The organism is Pseudomonas sp. B329 (assembly GCF_023127835.1).
In the GTDB taxonomy this organism is placed as follows: domain Bacteria; phylum Pseudomonadota; class Gammaproteobacteria; order Pseudomonadales; family Pseudomonadaceae; genus Aquipseudomonas; species Aquipseudomonas synxantha_A.
Genome location: NZ_SPKP01000011.1, coordinates 151,845 through 166,037, shown reverse-complemented (window position 1 = coordinate 166,037; position 14,193 = coordinate 151,845). Strand labels below are relative to the sequence as shown.

The following is a 14,193-nucleotide window of genomic DNA, read 5'->3' as shown; positions in this document are numbered from 1 at the left end:
GTAGATTTTTTTCGGCACGGGTATTGCTACAGCCCTCGCAACGTTCCGTTTAACTGACGGTCAGCCAAGCGAGAGAGCATCATGCCCCACGCCGCCCAACTATCTTCGGCCCCTGCCATCCAGGGGCTGGTTTCGCCTGTAGAACCGCCGACCCGCCAGGGCCTGGAACAAGCGTTCTCGCAGTTCAACCAGATGTCGAGCCAACTGACCGACTCCTACAGTCTGCTTGAGGCGCGGGTGTCCGAGCTTAAAGGCGAGCTGGCGGTGGTCAGCGCCCAGCGCATGCAAGAGCTGGCGGAAAAAGAACGCCTGGCCAACCGTCTGCAAAATCTTCTGGACCTGTTGCCCGGTGGCGTGATCGTCATCGACGACCAGGGCCGTGTGCGCGAAGCCAACCCGGCGGCCTGCGACCTGCTGGGCCTGCCGCTGGAGGGCGAGCTGTGGCGCCATGTCATCACCCGCTGCTTTGCGCCGCGAGAAGACGACGGCCACGAAGTCTCCCTCAAGGACGGACGCCGCCTGTCTATCGCCACTCGCTCCCTGGATGCCGAGCCAGGCCAATTGGTGCTGCTCAATGACCTGACGCAAACCCGTCACCTGCAAGACCAGTTGGCCCGTCATGAGCGGCTGTCGTCGTTGGGCAGGATGGTCGCCTCGTTGGCGCATCAGATCCGCACGCCCTTGTCGGCGGCGTTGATCTACGCCAGTCATTTGACTGATGAGCAATTGCCTGTAGCCACTCAGCAACGATTTGCCGGGCGCCTCAAGGAGCGCTTGCATGAATTGGAGCACCAGGTGCGCGACATGCTGGTGTTTGCCCGCGGCGAATTGCCGCTGACCGACCGTGTCACGCCTGCCGGGTTGATGCAGGCCTTGCAAGCAGCGGCGGCGACCCATGTACAGGGCGCCAACCTGCGTTGGCAATGTGACAGCCACCAAGGCGAGTTGCTGTGCAACCGCGACACCCTGGTCGGCGCCTTGCTCAACCTGATCGAAAACGCCACTCAGGCCAGCGGCCCGGATGCACGCCTCAAAGTGCACCTCTACGCCCGCGAACAAACCCTGCGCCTGTGTATCAGCGACAGCGGCAGCGGCATCGACCCCCAGGTGCTGCAGCGCCTGGGCGAGCCGTTTTTTACCACCAAGACCAACGGCACTGGCCTGGGCCTGACCGTGGTCAAGGCAGTGGCACGCGCCCATCAGGGAGAATTGCAGTTGCGCTCCCGGTTGGGGCGCGGCACCTGTGCATTGATGACCTTGCCGCTGTTTTCCAGCGCGGCGAGCGCGGAGTAAAAGGATTATGGCTATCAAGGTTTTATTGGTGGAAGACGATCGCGCCCTGCGTGAAGCATTGGCTGACACGCTGCTGTTGGCGGGCCATGACTACCGGGCGGTCGGCTCTGCCGAGGAGGCCTTGGCGGCGGTCGAGCAGGAAGCCTTCAGCCTGGTGGTCAGCGATGTGAACATGCCCGGCATGGACGGCCACCAGTTGCTCGGCCTGCTGCGTGCGCGCCAGCCGCAGTTGCCGGTGCTGCTGATGACTGCCCATGGCGCCGTGGAGCGGGCGGTGGACGCCATGCGCCAGGGTGCGGCGGATTACCTGGTCAAACCGTTCGAGCCCAAGGCGTTGATCGAGCTGGTCGCCCGACATGCCCTGGGTGTGATGTCGGCGGGCGAGGGTGACGGCCCGATAGCCTTTGAACCGGCCAGCGCGCAATTGCTGGAACTGGCAGCGCGGGTGGCGCGCAGTGATTCCACTGTGCTGATTTCCGGCGAATCCGGCACCGGTAAAGAAGTGTTGGCACGCTACATCCACCAGCAGTCCAGCCGTGCCCAGCAACCGTTCATTGCGATCAACTGTGCGGCGATCCCCGACAACATGCTCGAAGCGACGTTGTTCGGCCATGAAAAGGGCTCGTTCACCGGCGCCATCGCGGCCCAGGCCGGCAAGTTCGAACAGGCCGACGGCGGTACCATCCTGCTCGACGAAATCTCGGAAATGCCCCTGGGCCTGCAAGCCAAGTTGCTGCGTGTGTTGCAGGAGCGTGAAGTGGAGCGCGTGGGGGCACGCAAGCCGATCCAGCTGGATATCCGCGTGGTTGCCACCACCAACCGCGATCTGGCGGGCGAAGTGGCAGCGGGGCGCTTCCGTGAAGACCTGTTCTACCGGCTGTCGGTGTTCCCGCTGGCCTGGCGCCCTTTGCGCGAGCGCCCGGCGGATATCATCCCCTTGGCTGAGCGCCTGCTGAACAACCACGTCAAAAAAATGAAGCATGCCCAGGCGCGGTTATCGCCGCAGGCTCAGGCGTGCCTGGTCAGCTATCCGTGGCCGGGCAACGTGCGCGAGCTGGACAATGCCATCCAGCGCGCGCTGATTTTGCAGCAGGGCGGGTTGATCCAGCCGCAGGATTTCTGCCTGGCCATGGGCAATGGCGCTGCGCCGTTGCCGAGCCTGGCCCCGGCTCCAGTGGTCGCCGAGGTTGAATCAGCTGGCGCCCTGGGCGATGACCTGCGTCGTCGCGAATTCCAGATGATCATCGACACCCTGCGCGCTGAGCGTGGCCGCCGCAAAGAAGCGGCCGAGCGCCTCGGCATCAGCCCGCGCACCTTGCGCTACAAGCTGGCGCAGATGCGCGATGCTGGTATGGATGTGGAAGCTTATCTTTTCGCCACATGACCGGTAACAAGTTCTACAAGCTTTGTCGCCTTTTCTTACGAGTTGCTCCAGAGCTGGCACCCTTGTTGCTACCACCCCTAGTAACCGCTGCGTAGTGTCAAAAAATTGCGGGTCGTCGGAGAGAGAAGGTCATGAGCCAGGGTATTGAGTTCAATCGGTTGATGTTGGATATGCGCGCCATGCAAATGGATGCCATGGCTCAACCGAAATCCGTCGCGCCAGCGCCGGAATTGGGCCAAAGCAGTTTTGCCGACATGCTCGGTCAGGCAATCAATAAAGTCAGTGATACCCAACAGGCCTCCAGCCAGTTGGCAACGGCGTTCGAGATCGGTAAAAGCGGCGTGGACCTCACCGATGTGATGGTCGCCTCGCAAAAGGCCAGTGTGTCCTTCCAGGCCTTGACTCAAGTGCGTAACAAGCTGGTTCAGGCTTATCAAGACATCATGCAGATGCCGGTTTAAGGACGAGATTTAAGTCATGGCAGAAGCACTCTCCGACAACCTCCCCGCCAAGGCAGACGGCAAGCCGCCGTTGTTTGGCCTGTCGTTCCTGGAAAACCTCTCGCAAATGACCATGCTGCGTCAGGTGGGCCTGATGGTCGGCCTGGCGGCCAGCGTGGCGATTGGTTTTGCCGTGGTGTTGTGGTCGCAACAACCCGATTACCGCCCACTGTACGGCAGCCTGTCGGGCATGGATTCCAAGCAGATCATGGAAACCCTCGCCGCTGCCGACATCGCTTACACCGTGGAGCCCAACTCCGGCGCCTTGCTGGTCAAGTCTGATGACGTGGCCCGTGCACGGATGAAACTGGCCGCCGCTGGCGTGGCGCCGTCCGACAGCAATATCGGTTTCGAGATTCTCGACAAGGACCAGGGCCTGGGCACCAGCCAGTTCATGGAAGCTACCCGTTATCGCCGTGGCCTGGAAGGCGAACTGGCGCGCACCATCTCCAGCCTGAATAACGTCAAGGGTGCCCGTGTGCACCTGGCGATTCCGAAAAGCTCGGTGTTCGTGCGTGACGAACGCAAACCCAGCGCTTCGGTACTGGTCGAACTGTTTGCCGGCCGCTCCCTGGAGACTGGCCAGGTGCTGGCGATCGTCAACCTGGTGGCCACCAGCGTTCCCGAATTGAGCAAGTCGCAAATCACCGTGGTCGATCAGAAGGGCAACCTGCTCTCCGACATGGCCGAAAACTCCGCGCTGACCCAGGCCGGCAAGCAATTCGACTACAGCCGCCGCATGGAAAGCATGCTCACCCAGCGCGTGCACAACATCCTGCAACCGGTGCTGGGCAACGACCGCTACAAGGCTGAAGTGTCCGCCGACGTAGACTTCAGCGCTGTCGAATCGACCTCCGAACAGTTCAACCCTGACCAGCCGGCGCTGCGCAGCGAGCAGTCCACCAGCGAGCAGCGCACCGCCGCCAATGGCCCGCAAGGTGTGCCGGGGGCCTTGAGCAACCAGCCACCGTCGGCCGCCTCGGCACCGCAGACCACTGGCGGCGCCGCTGCCACTGCTGGCGCGATCCAGCCTGGCCAGCCGCTGCTGGATGCCAACGGCCAGCAGATCATGGACCCGGCCACCGGCCAGCCGATGCTCGCACCGTACCCGGCGGACAAGCGTAACCAGTCCACCAAGAACTTCGAACTCGATCGCTCTATCAGCCACACCAAGCAGCAACAGGGCAAGATCAATCGCCTGTCGGTGTCGGTGGTGGTCGATGACCAGGTCAAGGTCAACCCAGCCGATGGCGCCGTGACCCGTGCGCCCTGGACCGCCGACGAATTGGCGCGCTTCACCCGCCTGGTACAGGACGCCGTCGGTTTCGACGCCAGCCGTGGCGACAGCGTCAGTGTGATCAACATGCCGTTCTCCGCCGAGCGCGCTGAAGTGATCAGCGACCCTGCGTTCTACACCCAGCCGTGGTTCTGGGACATCGTCAAGCAAGTGCTGGGGGTGTTGTTCATCCTGGTGCTGGTGTTCGGCGTGCTGCGCCCGGTGCTCAACAACATCACCGGCGGCGGCAAGAAACAGCTTGCGCTCGCAGGTGGCGACGTCGAGTTGGGTGGCATGGGCGGCCTGGATGGCGAACTGGCCAACGACCGCGTCAGCCTTGGCGGCCCGCAAAGCATCCTGTTGCCAAGCCCGAGCGAAGGCTATGACGCTCAGTTGAACGCAATCAAGAGTCTGGTGGCAGAAGACCCGGGCCGTGTGGCCCAGGTCGTGAAAGAGTGGATTAACGCTGATGAATGATCGAGCCGCTGTGGCCAAGCTCTCCCGGGTCGACAAAGCCGCCGTGTTGCTGCTGTCCCTGGGTGAAACCGACGCTGCCCAAGTGCTGCGCCACATGGGCCCCAAAGAGGTCCAGCGTGTCGGCGTGGCGATGGCGCAGATGCGCAACGTGCACCGCGAGCAAGTCGAGCAGGTGATGAGCGAGTTTGTCGAGATCGTCGGCGACCAAACCAGCCTGGGCGTCGGCTCCGACAGCTACATTCGCAAGATGCTCACCTCGGCGCTGGGCGAAGACAAGGCCAACGGCCTGATCGACCGTATCCTGCTGGGCGGCAACACCAGTGGCCTGGACAGCCTCAAGTGGATGGAACCACGTGCGGTCGCCGACGTGATCCGTTACGAACACCCGCAGATCCAGGCGATCGTTGTGGCTTACCTGGACCCGGACCAGGCCGGTGAAGTGCTTGGCCACTTCGACCACAAAGTGCGCCTGGACATCATCCTGCGCGTGTCGTCGCTCAACACCGTACAACCGGCGGCCCTCAAGGAACTCAACACGATTCTGGAGAAGCAGTTCTCCGGCAACTCGAATGCCTCGCGCACCACCCTGGGTGGCATCAAGCGCGCGGCCGACATCATGAACTTCCTCGACAGCTCGGTCGAAGGCCAGTTGATGGACTCGATCCGCGAGATCGACGACACCCTGTCCGGTCAGATCGAAGACCTGATGTTCGTCTTCAACAACCTTGCCGATGTCGACGACCGTGGCATCCAGGCGCTGTTGCGTGAAGTCTCCTCCGACGTGTTGGTGCTGGCCCTCAAGGGCTCGGACGAAAACGTCAAAGAGAAAATCTTCAAGAACATGTCCAAGCGTGCGTCCGAACTGTTGCGCGACGACCTGGAAGCCAAGGGCCCGGTGCGCGTCAGCGATGTGGAAACCGCGCAGAAGGAAATCCTCACCATTGCCCGCCGTATGGCCGAAGCCGGAGAAATCGTTCTCGGCGGGAAGGGCGGCGAAGAAATGATCTAAGGCGCCTTGCATGTCGAACAAAGATGAGACGCCCAGCGATCTGATTCGCGCGCGGGATGTCGGCGGGTTCGACATCTGGTCGTTGCCCAGCTTCGACCCCCATGTGCCGGAGCCCGAGCCTGAGCCGGTCGAAGAGCTTCCGGTGGAAATGGAAGAAGTGCCGCTGGATGAAGTCCAGCCACTGACCCTCGAAGAGCTTGAAGCCATCCGCCAGGAAGCCTACAACGAAGGCTTTGCGGCGGGTGAGAAAGACGGTTTTCGCAGCACCACCCTCAAGGTCCGCCAGGAAGCCGAGGCAGCGCTGGGCACCCAGCTGGCCAGCCTGGAACGCCTGATGGGCAACCTGTTCGACCCGATTGCCGAGCAGGACACCCAACTGGAAAAATCCATGGTCGACCTGGTGCAGCACATTGCCCGCCAGGTGATCCAGCGTGAACTGGTGCTGGACTCCAGCCAGATCGAAAGCGTGATGCGTGAAGCTCTTAAGTTGCTGCCCCTGGGCGTCGGCAATGTGCGGCTGTACATCAACCCCCAGGATTTCGAGCAGGTCAAAGCCTTGCGCGAGCGCCATGAAGAAACCTGGCGCATCGTCGAGGACGCTTCGTTGCAACCCGGTGGGTGCCGTGTCGAAACCGAACACAGCCGCATCGATGCCACGGTGGAAACCCGCATCAGCCAGATCATGGCCAAATTGTTGGATCAACTGCATGAGCAAGCCCTGCATCCGGCAGCGCCTGACGTGAGCGTTGACCTGGACGCTCCCGATGCGCCTTGATCGCACCAGCTTTGCCAAGCGCCTGAGCAGCTACGCCGAGGCAACCGAATTGCCCGGCCAGCCGATCCTTGAAGGGCGCTTGTTGCGCATGGTTGGCCTGACCCTTGAAGCCGAGGGCTTGCGCGCCGCCATGGGCAGCCGCTGCCTGGTGATCAATGACGACAGCTACCACCCGGTGCAGGTCGAAGCCGAGGTGATGGGTTTTTCCGGCAACAAGATTTTCCTGATGCCGGTGGGCAGCCTGGCCGGTATTGCCCCGGGTGCTCGCGTGGTGCCGCTGGCCGACACGGGCCGCCTGCCCATGGGCATGAGTATGCTCGGCCGCGTACTCGACGGCGCCGGGCGTGCGCTGGATGGCAAGGGCGGCATGAAGGCCGAAGACTGGGTGCCGATGGACGGCCCCACCATCAACCCGCTCAACCGCAACCCCATCAGCGTGCCGCTGGATGTGGGCATTCGCAGCATCAACGGTTTATTGACGGTCGGCCGCGGCCAGCGCCTGGGCCTGTTCGCCGGTACCGGCGTGGGTAAGTCGGTGTTGCTGGGCATGATGACGCGCTTTACCGAGGCCGACATCATCGTGGTCGGGCTGATCGGTGAGCGGGGCCGTGAGGTCAAGGAGTTCATCGAGCACAGTCTCGGTGAAGAAGGGCTCAAGCGCTCGGTGGTGGTAGCGTCGCCTGCGGACGATGCGCCACTGATGCGCCTGCGCGCAGCCATGTACTGCACACGCATCGCCGAGTATTTCCGTGACAAGGGCAAGAATGTGCTGCTGCTGATGGATTCGCTCACGCGTTTCGCCCAGGCCCAGCGGGAAATCGCCTTGGCCATTGGTGAGCCACCGGCCACCAAAGGCTATCCGCCGTCGGTGTTCGCCAAACTGCCCAAGCTGGTGGAGCGCGCCGGTAATGCCGAGGCCGGCGGTGGCTCGATCACTGCGTTTTATACCGTGTTGTCCGAAGGCGACGACCAGCAAGATCCGATTGCCGACTCGGCGCGGGGCGTGCTCGACGGCCACATTGTGCTGTCGCGACGCCTGGCAGAAGAAGGGCACTACCCGGCCATCGACATCGAAGCGTCCATCAGCCGGGTGATGCCGGCGGTGGTCACCCCTGAGCATATGGCCCGTGCGCAGCAGTTCAAGCAACTGTGGTCGCGTTACCAGCAGAGCCGCGACCTGATCAGCGTCGGCGCCTATGTGGCCGGCGGCGATCGCGACACCGACCTGGCCATTGCCTTGCAACCACAGCTGGTGAACTACCTGCGCCAGGGCCTCAATGACAAGATCAGCATGGGCGAAAGCGAAGCGCATCTGCAGTCCATCTTCGCCCCCGCGCCAGGCGGTTAAGCCATGGCCAACAGCCGCGCCGCGCGCCTGGCCCCGGTGGTGGAAATGGCCGAAAAGGCCGAGAAAACCGCCGTGCAACGCCTGGGTTACTTTCAAGGCCAGGTGCGCCTGGCAGAGAGCAAGCTGGGCGACCTGGAGCGCTTTCGCCTGGAATACCAACAACAGTGGATCGAGCGCGGCAGCAAGGGCGTGTCGGGCCAGTGGTTGATGGGGTATCAGGGCTTTCTCAATCAGCTTGAAACAGCCGTCGGCCAGCAGCGCCAGAGCCTGGCCTGGCACCAGAACAACCTCGATAAAGCCCGGGAAAGCTGGCAGCAGGCGTTTGCCCGCGTGGAAGGTTTGCGCAAGCTGGTGCAGCGCTATATCGACGAAGCGCGGGCGATTGAAGATAAGCGCGAGCAAAAGCTGCTTGATGAATTGTCCCAACGCCTGCCCCGCCAGGAACAATTCTAACTAACGACGCAGGATAAATGTGGGAGGGGGCTTGCTCCCGATAGCGGTGTGTCAGCCAGCAAATCCATTGCTGACACACCGCTATCGGGAGCAAGCCCCCTCCCACATTTGATTCGATGTGTTGCTCAGATCCGGTTCGCCTGCTAAACCTTGTTGCACAGTGCCAATGACAAGGAAGCAGTCACATGTCAATCGAGTCCGATGTATCCCTGGATGGGAAGAAGTTGACGATCGCAATCAAGGGCCGGTTCGATTTCGGCAGCCACCAGGCGTTTCGGGAGGCCTACGAGCGTTTCTACAAGGTGCCCGAGACCTATATTGTCGATCTCAAGGAGGCCACCTACATGGACAGTTCAGCCCTGGGTATGCTCCTGTTGCTACGTGATCATGCTGGCGGTGATGACGCCGAGGTCCGCGTGACGAACAGTAACTCCGACGTGCGCAAGATCCTCGCCATCTCCAACTTCGACAAACTGTTCGATATCAGTTGAGCGCCTTGGCCCCGGTCCTTGAGGCGCTGACTATCCTGATCGCCGAAGACAGTGCCGCCGATCGGCTGTTGCTGTCGACCATCATCCGTCGCCAGGGCCATCAGGTGCTGACTGCCAGCAACGGTGCCGAGGCGGTGGAGATCTTCCGTCATGAGGGCCCGCAACTGGTGCTGATGGATGCGCTGATGCCGGTGATGGACGGCTTTGAAGCCGCCCGGCAGATCAAGCAGTTGGCGGGGGAGGCGCTGGTGCCGATCATCTTCCTCACCTCCCTGCGCGAAAGCGAAGCGCTGGCCCAATGCCTGGACGCCGGCGGCGACGACTTCTTGCCCAAACCTTACAACCCCCTGATATTGGCGGCGAAGATCAACGCCATGGATCGCCTGCGCCGCCTGCAGGCCACGGTCTTGCAACAACGCGACCTGATCGCCAGGCACCACGAGCACCTGATGCATGAGCAGCGGGCAGCCAAGGCGGTGTTCGACAAGGTTGCCCACTCCGGCTGTATCAATGCCGCACCCAATATCCGCTACCTGCAATCGCCCTATGCCTTGTTCAACGGTGATTTGCTGCTGGCGGCCTACACGCCGTCCGGTGACATGCACGTGCTGCTCGGCGATTTCATCGGCCATGGCTTGCCGGCCGCCATTGGCGCCATGCCGTTGGCCGAAGTGTTCTACGGCATGACTGCCAAGGGCTACGGCCTTACGCAGACCTTGCGGGAGATGAACGCCAAGCTCAAGCGCATCCTGCCGGTGGACATGTTCTGTTGCGCCACCTTGTTGTGCCTGAGCGCCCAGCGGCGTGCGGTCGAGGTGTGGAACGGCGGTATGCCCGAAGGCTATGTGCATGAAGTCGCCACTGGCAAGCGCACGCCGCTGATGTCGCGGCATCTGCCCCTGGGCGTGCTGTCGGCGGAAAGCTTTGATGACAGCACCGAGGTCTGGCCCATGGCCTTGGGCGACCGGGTGTTTCTGCTCTCCGATGGCGTGCTGGATACGGCTGACGCCAATGATCAACTGTTCGGCGCCGAGCGGTTGCAACAGGTGTTCGCTGCCAACCGCGAGCCTGACCGCCTGTTTGAGGATATCGAGCACGCCCTGGCTACGTTTCGGGGGCTGGCGCGCGATGACGTCAGCATGGTCGAGATCACTTTGCTCTCCGGCCAGGCGCTGCGAGTGGCCGAGCCGATGTATGCCGACAGCGGCCAGTCGTGCCCGCTGGATTGGTCGGTGGGTTTTGAGTTTCGCGCCCAGACGCTGCAGCGCTACAACCCGCTGCCGTACCTGCTGCAACTGCTGCTGGAGATCCATGGGTTGCGCGAGCAGAGCGGCGCGCTGTACAGCGTGATGGCGGAGTTGTATTCCAATGCCCTGGAACATGGTGTGCTGGGCCTGGACTCACGGCTCAAGCGCGATGCGCAAGGTTTTGCGCAGTATTATCATCAGCGCAATGAGCGTCTGGCGCAGCTGAGCAGTGGCTACGTGCGCGTGGATGTGCAGGTGGTACCGACCGACAAGGGCGGCAAGATGACTCTGTGCATCGAAGACAGCGGGCCGGGTTTTGATGTCGAACAAGAGCTGGCGCGGCCCTTGGAAATTGACCGTCTGTCTGGCCGAGGGCTGAACCTGGTGCGTCAACTGAGCAGCGCTGTACGCTGGTCCGAGGGCGGGCGCCGTGTCTGCGTGGAGTTTTGCTGGGAAGCTCTGGCATAATCCGCTGATTCTTGATCAAGGAGCGAGCAAGTGGCTGAGATTCATCTGGACCCCGACGTGTTGTCGGGTTTGCAGGACGTCATGGAGGGTGAGTATCCCAAACTGCTCGACACCTTCCTCGATGACTCGCAAAAGCGCATCGAAGCGCTGCGCGACGCGCGCGACGATGCCAAGGCATTGGGACGGATTGCGCACAGTTTCAAGGGCAGCAGTGGCAACCTTGGGGCGGTGCGGCTGGCGCAGTTGTGTCAGCGGCTGGAGGCTGAGTCCGTCAAGCCATCATCGGATCTGGGTGAATTGGTTGACCAGATCGATCATGAGTTCGCGTTTGTCCGGCCGCTGTATGAGTCGGAGCGCCAACGTTCAGTTTCTGAATCATCGCGCTAAACCTGGCCCGAGTCTTGCTCTATCTCCACAGACTGCATCCCCGACCCCATGCAGTGGAGAGCCTTACCCATGCCAGTCGCCCCCAATTCGCTCCTTCAGGCTGCCCCTGCGGCCAAGCCGTCAGCGCCTGCCGCTAACCCGCCGGTAGCGGTTGCGGCCCCGCGAGACAAGGGCGCAGGCTTTGCTCAAGTGTTTGCCAACCAGGGCTCCAAGCCGACGCTGAAGGGCGACGACACCCCCAATAAAGTCACGCGTGACAAGCCTTCCGATACCGGCGCCAAACCGGCTGCCGGCAGCGACAAGCCTGCCGCCAGCACGCCGGCGGTTGCCGATAGCGGCAATCCCTTGCCTGCCAAGCCGTCGGCCAAGCCCGATGACAGCGCCGGCACCGAGGGCGATGAACCCAGCGATCCAGTTCTGGCGCAGTCACCTGCGGTAGACCCTGTTGTCGACCCTGCGGTAATCGCCGCCGCGACGCCGGTGGCGGTGCCTGTACAAGTGTCGGCGGTTGACGAGGACGCCAAGGCCCAGCCGGTGGTCGCCGTGGTCGAGGAGGCCTTCGACCCGCAGGCTGATCCCCTGGATGCGATGCCGGCCGTACGCCTGGCGATGGAGCAGGGTGGGCACGTGTCGGCCAGCAGCCAGACGCCGCAGAAAAGCGCAGCCGCCCCTACGGATCAACCGACCGCCGCGCAGAGCTTTGCCGCTGGCCTGGCCACGATGGTCGACCAGCAAGCCACCAAGGACAGCACCGACCAGGGTGGCGACAAGGCGTTTGGCGCGTTGATCGATGACGGCCTCAAGGACCTCAAGAACGCCAGCAGCGACACCCGCGTGGACGATTTCGCCAACCGCCTCGCCGCGCTGACCCAGGCCGCCACGCCCAAAACCGCCAACGCCTTGCCGCCGGTTGCCAATGCACCGCTGGCCATGCACCAGAGCGGCTGGACCGAAGAGGTCGTCAACCGCGTGATGTACCTGTCCAGCGCCAACCTCAAGTCGGCCGAGATCCAGTTGCAGCCGGCTGAGCTTGGGCGCCTGGATATCAAAGTCAACATGACGGCGGACCAGCAGGCCCAGGTCAATTTCATGAGCGGCCATGCGGTGGTGCGTGAAGCGCTGGAAAGCCAGTCTGGCCGCTTGCGTGAGATGTTTGCCCAGCAGGGGATGGGGCAGGTGGATGTGAATGTGTCCGACCAGTCCCGTGGGCAGGACCAGCAGCAACAGCAGGGCCAGGCGCGGGGGGTGAGCGGCAGCGGCAGGCGTGCTGACAGCGGCGACGCTGGTGGCCCTGTGGACGTGGCCGAAGTGGCGGGGCCCGTGAGCCAGAGCGTGATCGGCTCCAGCGCGGTCGACTACTACGCCTGACTTCCTGTCCAAACCCGGTCAGTGTGGGAGCTGGCTTGCCTGCGATGGCGGTGTATCAATGACACATATGTGAACTGACCCACCGCCATCGCAGGCAAGCCAGCTCCCACATTTGATTTGGGTTGCCTTCGCGCCAGACAACTCTGGCATAACACTTGCTCTTGCCTTCCCGTAGATCTATGAATTCCCGAATAGTGACGGATTATTGGCATGGCGAAGAGCGACGACGCAGCAACTCCCCCCGCAGCAGGCAAAGGCAAGCTCAAGCTGATCCTGTTGATTGTGCTGGGCCTGCTTTTGGCTATCGGTGCCTCGATTGGCGGCACCTGGTACATCATGCACAGCAGTGCAAGCAAGCCGGCACCCGCCGCCGATGCCGCCACCAACGTCAAGCAACCGGCAATCTTCGAGCAGATGCTCCCGGCGTTTGTTGCCAATTACAACGTCAACGGTCGCCAGCGCTACCTGCAAGTGAGCATTACCTTGCTGGCGCGCAACCAGGCGGACCTGGATGCCCTCAAGGTGCATATGCCGGTGATCCGCAACAACCTGGTGATGCTGTTCTCCGGGCAGGCCTTCGACAGCCTGGCCACCCCGGTCGGCCAGGAAATGCTACGCCAGAAGGTCACTGCCAGCGTGCAGGAAGTGGCCCAGAAAGAGCTAGGCAAAGTCGTGGTCGAGCAGGCGCTCTTCACTAACTTCGTATTGCAGTAGGATCACGACATGGCCGTGCAAGACCTGCTGTCCCAGGATGAAATCGACGCGCTGTTGCACGGCGTGGACGATGGTCTGGTACAGACCGAAATGGCTGCCGAACCCGGCAGCGTCAAAAGTTATGACCTGACCAGCCAGGATCGCATCGTCCGTGGACGTATGCCGACCCTGGAAATGATCAATGAACGTTTCGCCCGCTACACCCGTATCAGCATGTTCAACATGCTGCGCCGTTCGGCGGACGTGGCGGTGGGCGGCGTGCAGGTGATGAAGTTCGGTGAATACGTGCACTCGCTGTACGTGCCCACCAGCCTCAACCTGGTCAAGATCAAGCCGCTGCGCGGCACCGCGCTGTTCATCCTCGACGCCAAACTGGTGTTCAAGCTGGTGGACAACTTCTTCGGCGGCGACGGCCGTCACGCCAAGATCGAAGGGCGTGAATTCACCCCCACCGAACTGCGTGTCGTGCGCATGGTGCTGGAGCAAGCCTTCATCGACTTGAAGGAAGCCTGGCAGGCGATCATGGAAGTCAATTTCGAGTACATCAATTCGGAAGTGAACCCGGCCATGGCCAACATCGTCGGCCCCAGCGAGGCGATTGTGGTGTCGACCTTCCACATCGAACTCGATGGCGGTGGCGGTGACCTGCACGTGACCATGCCGTACTCGATGATCGAGCCGGTGCGCGAAATGCTCGACGCCGGTTTCCAGTCCGACCTCGACGATCAGGACGAGCGCTGGGTCAAGGCCCTGCGCGAAGACCTGCTGGATGTCGACGTGCCCCTGAGCGCCACCGTGGCCCGTCGGCAGTTGCGCCTGCGCGATATTTTGCACATGCAGCCCGGGGATGTGATCCCTGTCGACCTGCCGGAAGAACTGATCATGCGCGCCAATGGCGTGCCGTCGTTCAAGGTCAAGCTCGGTTCCCACAAAGGCAACCTGGCGTTGCAAGTGGTTGAGCCGATCAACCGACGCTGATTCAACCCTAATTCATGATTGTTTG

At 62.2% G+C, this 14,193-nt stretch carries 14 protein-coding genes; all 14 read left to right on the top strand.

Annotated features, from left to right (window positions below):
• Positions 1-81: 81 nt before the first annotated feature.
• The 14 genes from E4P00_RS07185 (at position 82) to fliM (ending at position 14,168) form a co-directional block, all read left to right on the top strand.
• A complete protein-coding gene (locus E4P00_RS07185) occupies positions 82-1,293 on the top strand; it encodes an ATP-binding protein (RefSeq protein WP_005790086.1) in 1,212 nt (403 codons plus the stop codon).
• Positions 1,294-1,300: 7 nt separating this feature from the next.
• A complete protein-coding gene (locus tag E4P00_RS07180; protein ID WP_005790084.1) occupies positions 1,301-2,677 on the top strand; it encodes a sigma-54 dependent transcriptional regulator in 1,377 nt (458 codons plus the stop codon).
• 131 nt (positions 2,678-2,808) lie between these two features.
• A complete protein-coding gene (gene fliE / locus E4P00_RS07175; protein ID WP_005790083.1) occupies positions 2,809-3,138 on the top strand; it encodes a flagellar hook-basal body complex protein FliE in 330 nt (109 codons plus the stop codon).
• 16 nt (positions 3,139-3,154) lie between these two features.
• Entirely contained in the window at positions 3,155-4,930 is a 1,776-nt protein-coding gene (gene fliF, locus E4P00_RS07170; RefSeq protein WP_248131041.1) for a flagellar basal-body MS-ring/collar protein FliF, read from the top strand.
• Positions 4,923-5,939, top strand: a complete 1,017-nt coding sequence (gene fliG / locus E4P00_RS07165) for a flagellar motor switch protein FliG (protein WP_003192957.1) — start codon at positions 4,923-4,925, stop codon at positions 5,937-5,939. The genes fliF and fliG overlap by 8 nt, the downstream gene beginning before the upstream one ends.
• Positions 5,940-5,949: 10 nt before the next feature.
• On the top strand, positions 5,950-6,714 hold the full coding sequence (gene fliH / locus E4P00_RS07160) for a flagellar assembly protein FliH (RefSeq protein ID WP_032880062.1): 765 nt from the start codon (positions 5,950-5,952) through the stop codon (positions 6,712-6,714).
• Positions 6,704-8,062, top strand: coding sequence for a flagellar protein export ATPase FliI (gene fliI, locus E4P00_RS07155; RefSeq protein WP_005790078.1), 1,359 nt, complete (start codon positions 6,704-6,706; stop codon positions 8,060-8,062). The genes fliH and fliI overlap by 11 nt, the downstream gene beginning before the upstream one ends.
• Before the next feature lie 3 nt (positions 8,063-8,065).
• Complete coding sequence (fliJ, locus tag E4P00_RS07150) at positions 8,066-8,515, top strand: flagellar export protein FliJ (protein WP_005790077.1); 450 nt, start codon at positions 8,066-8,068, stop codon at positions 8,513-8,515.
• Between the two features lie 185 nt (positions 8,516-8,700).
• The gene (locus E4P00_RS07145) at positions 8,701-9,006 is read left to right on the top strand and encodes an STAS domain-containing protein (RefSeq protein WP_248131039.1); all 306 of its coding nucleotides are present in this window, start codon (positions 8,701-8,703) and stop codon (positions 9,004-9,006) included.
• On the top strand, positions 9,003-10,721 hold the full coding sequence (locus E4P00_RS07140; protein WP_248131037.1) for a fused response regulator/phosphatase: 1,719 nt from the start codon (positions 9,003-9,005) through the stop codon (positions 10,719-10,721). Before E4P00_RS07145 ends, E4P00_RS07140 begins: the two co-directional genes overlap by 4 nt.
• A 30-nt stretch (positions 10,722-10,751) precedes the next feature.
• Positions 10,752-11,108: an Hpt domain-containing protein gene (locus tag E4P00_RS07135; protein WP_078821970.1), complete on the top strand. Its 357-nt coding sequence runs from the start codon at positions 10,752-10,754 to the stop codon at positions 11,106-11,108.
• Between the two features lie 69 nt (positions 11,109-11,177).
• Positions 11,178-12,476 (top strand): flagellar hook-length control protein FliK, encoded by a 1,299-nt coding sequence (locus E4P00_RS07130; RefSeq protein WP_248131035.1) that lies wholly within the window; start codon positions 11,178-11,180, stop codon positions 12,474-12,476.
• 210 nt (positions 12,477-12,686) lie between these two features.
• The gene (gene fliL / locus E4P00_RS07125; RefSeq protein ID WP_005790069.1) at positions 12,687-13,190 is read left to right on the top strand and encodes a flagellar basal body-associated protein FliL; all 504 of its coding nucleotides are present in this window, start codon (positions 12,687-12,689) and stop codon (positions 13,188-13,190) included.
• Between the two features lie 9 nt (positions 13,191-13,199).
• Positions 13,200-14,168, top strand: coding sequence for a flagellar motor switch protein FliM (gene fliM / locus E4P00_RS07120; RefSeq protein WP_005790068.1), 969 nt, complete (start codon positions 13,200-13,202; stop codon positions 14,166-14,168).
• Positions 14,169-14,193: the final 25 nt, after the last annotated feature.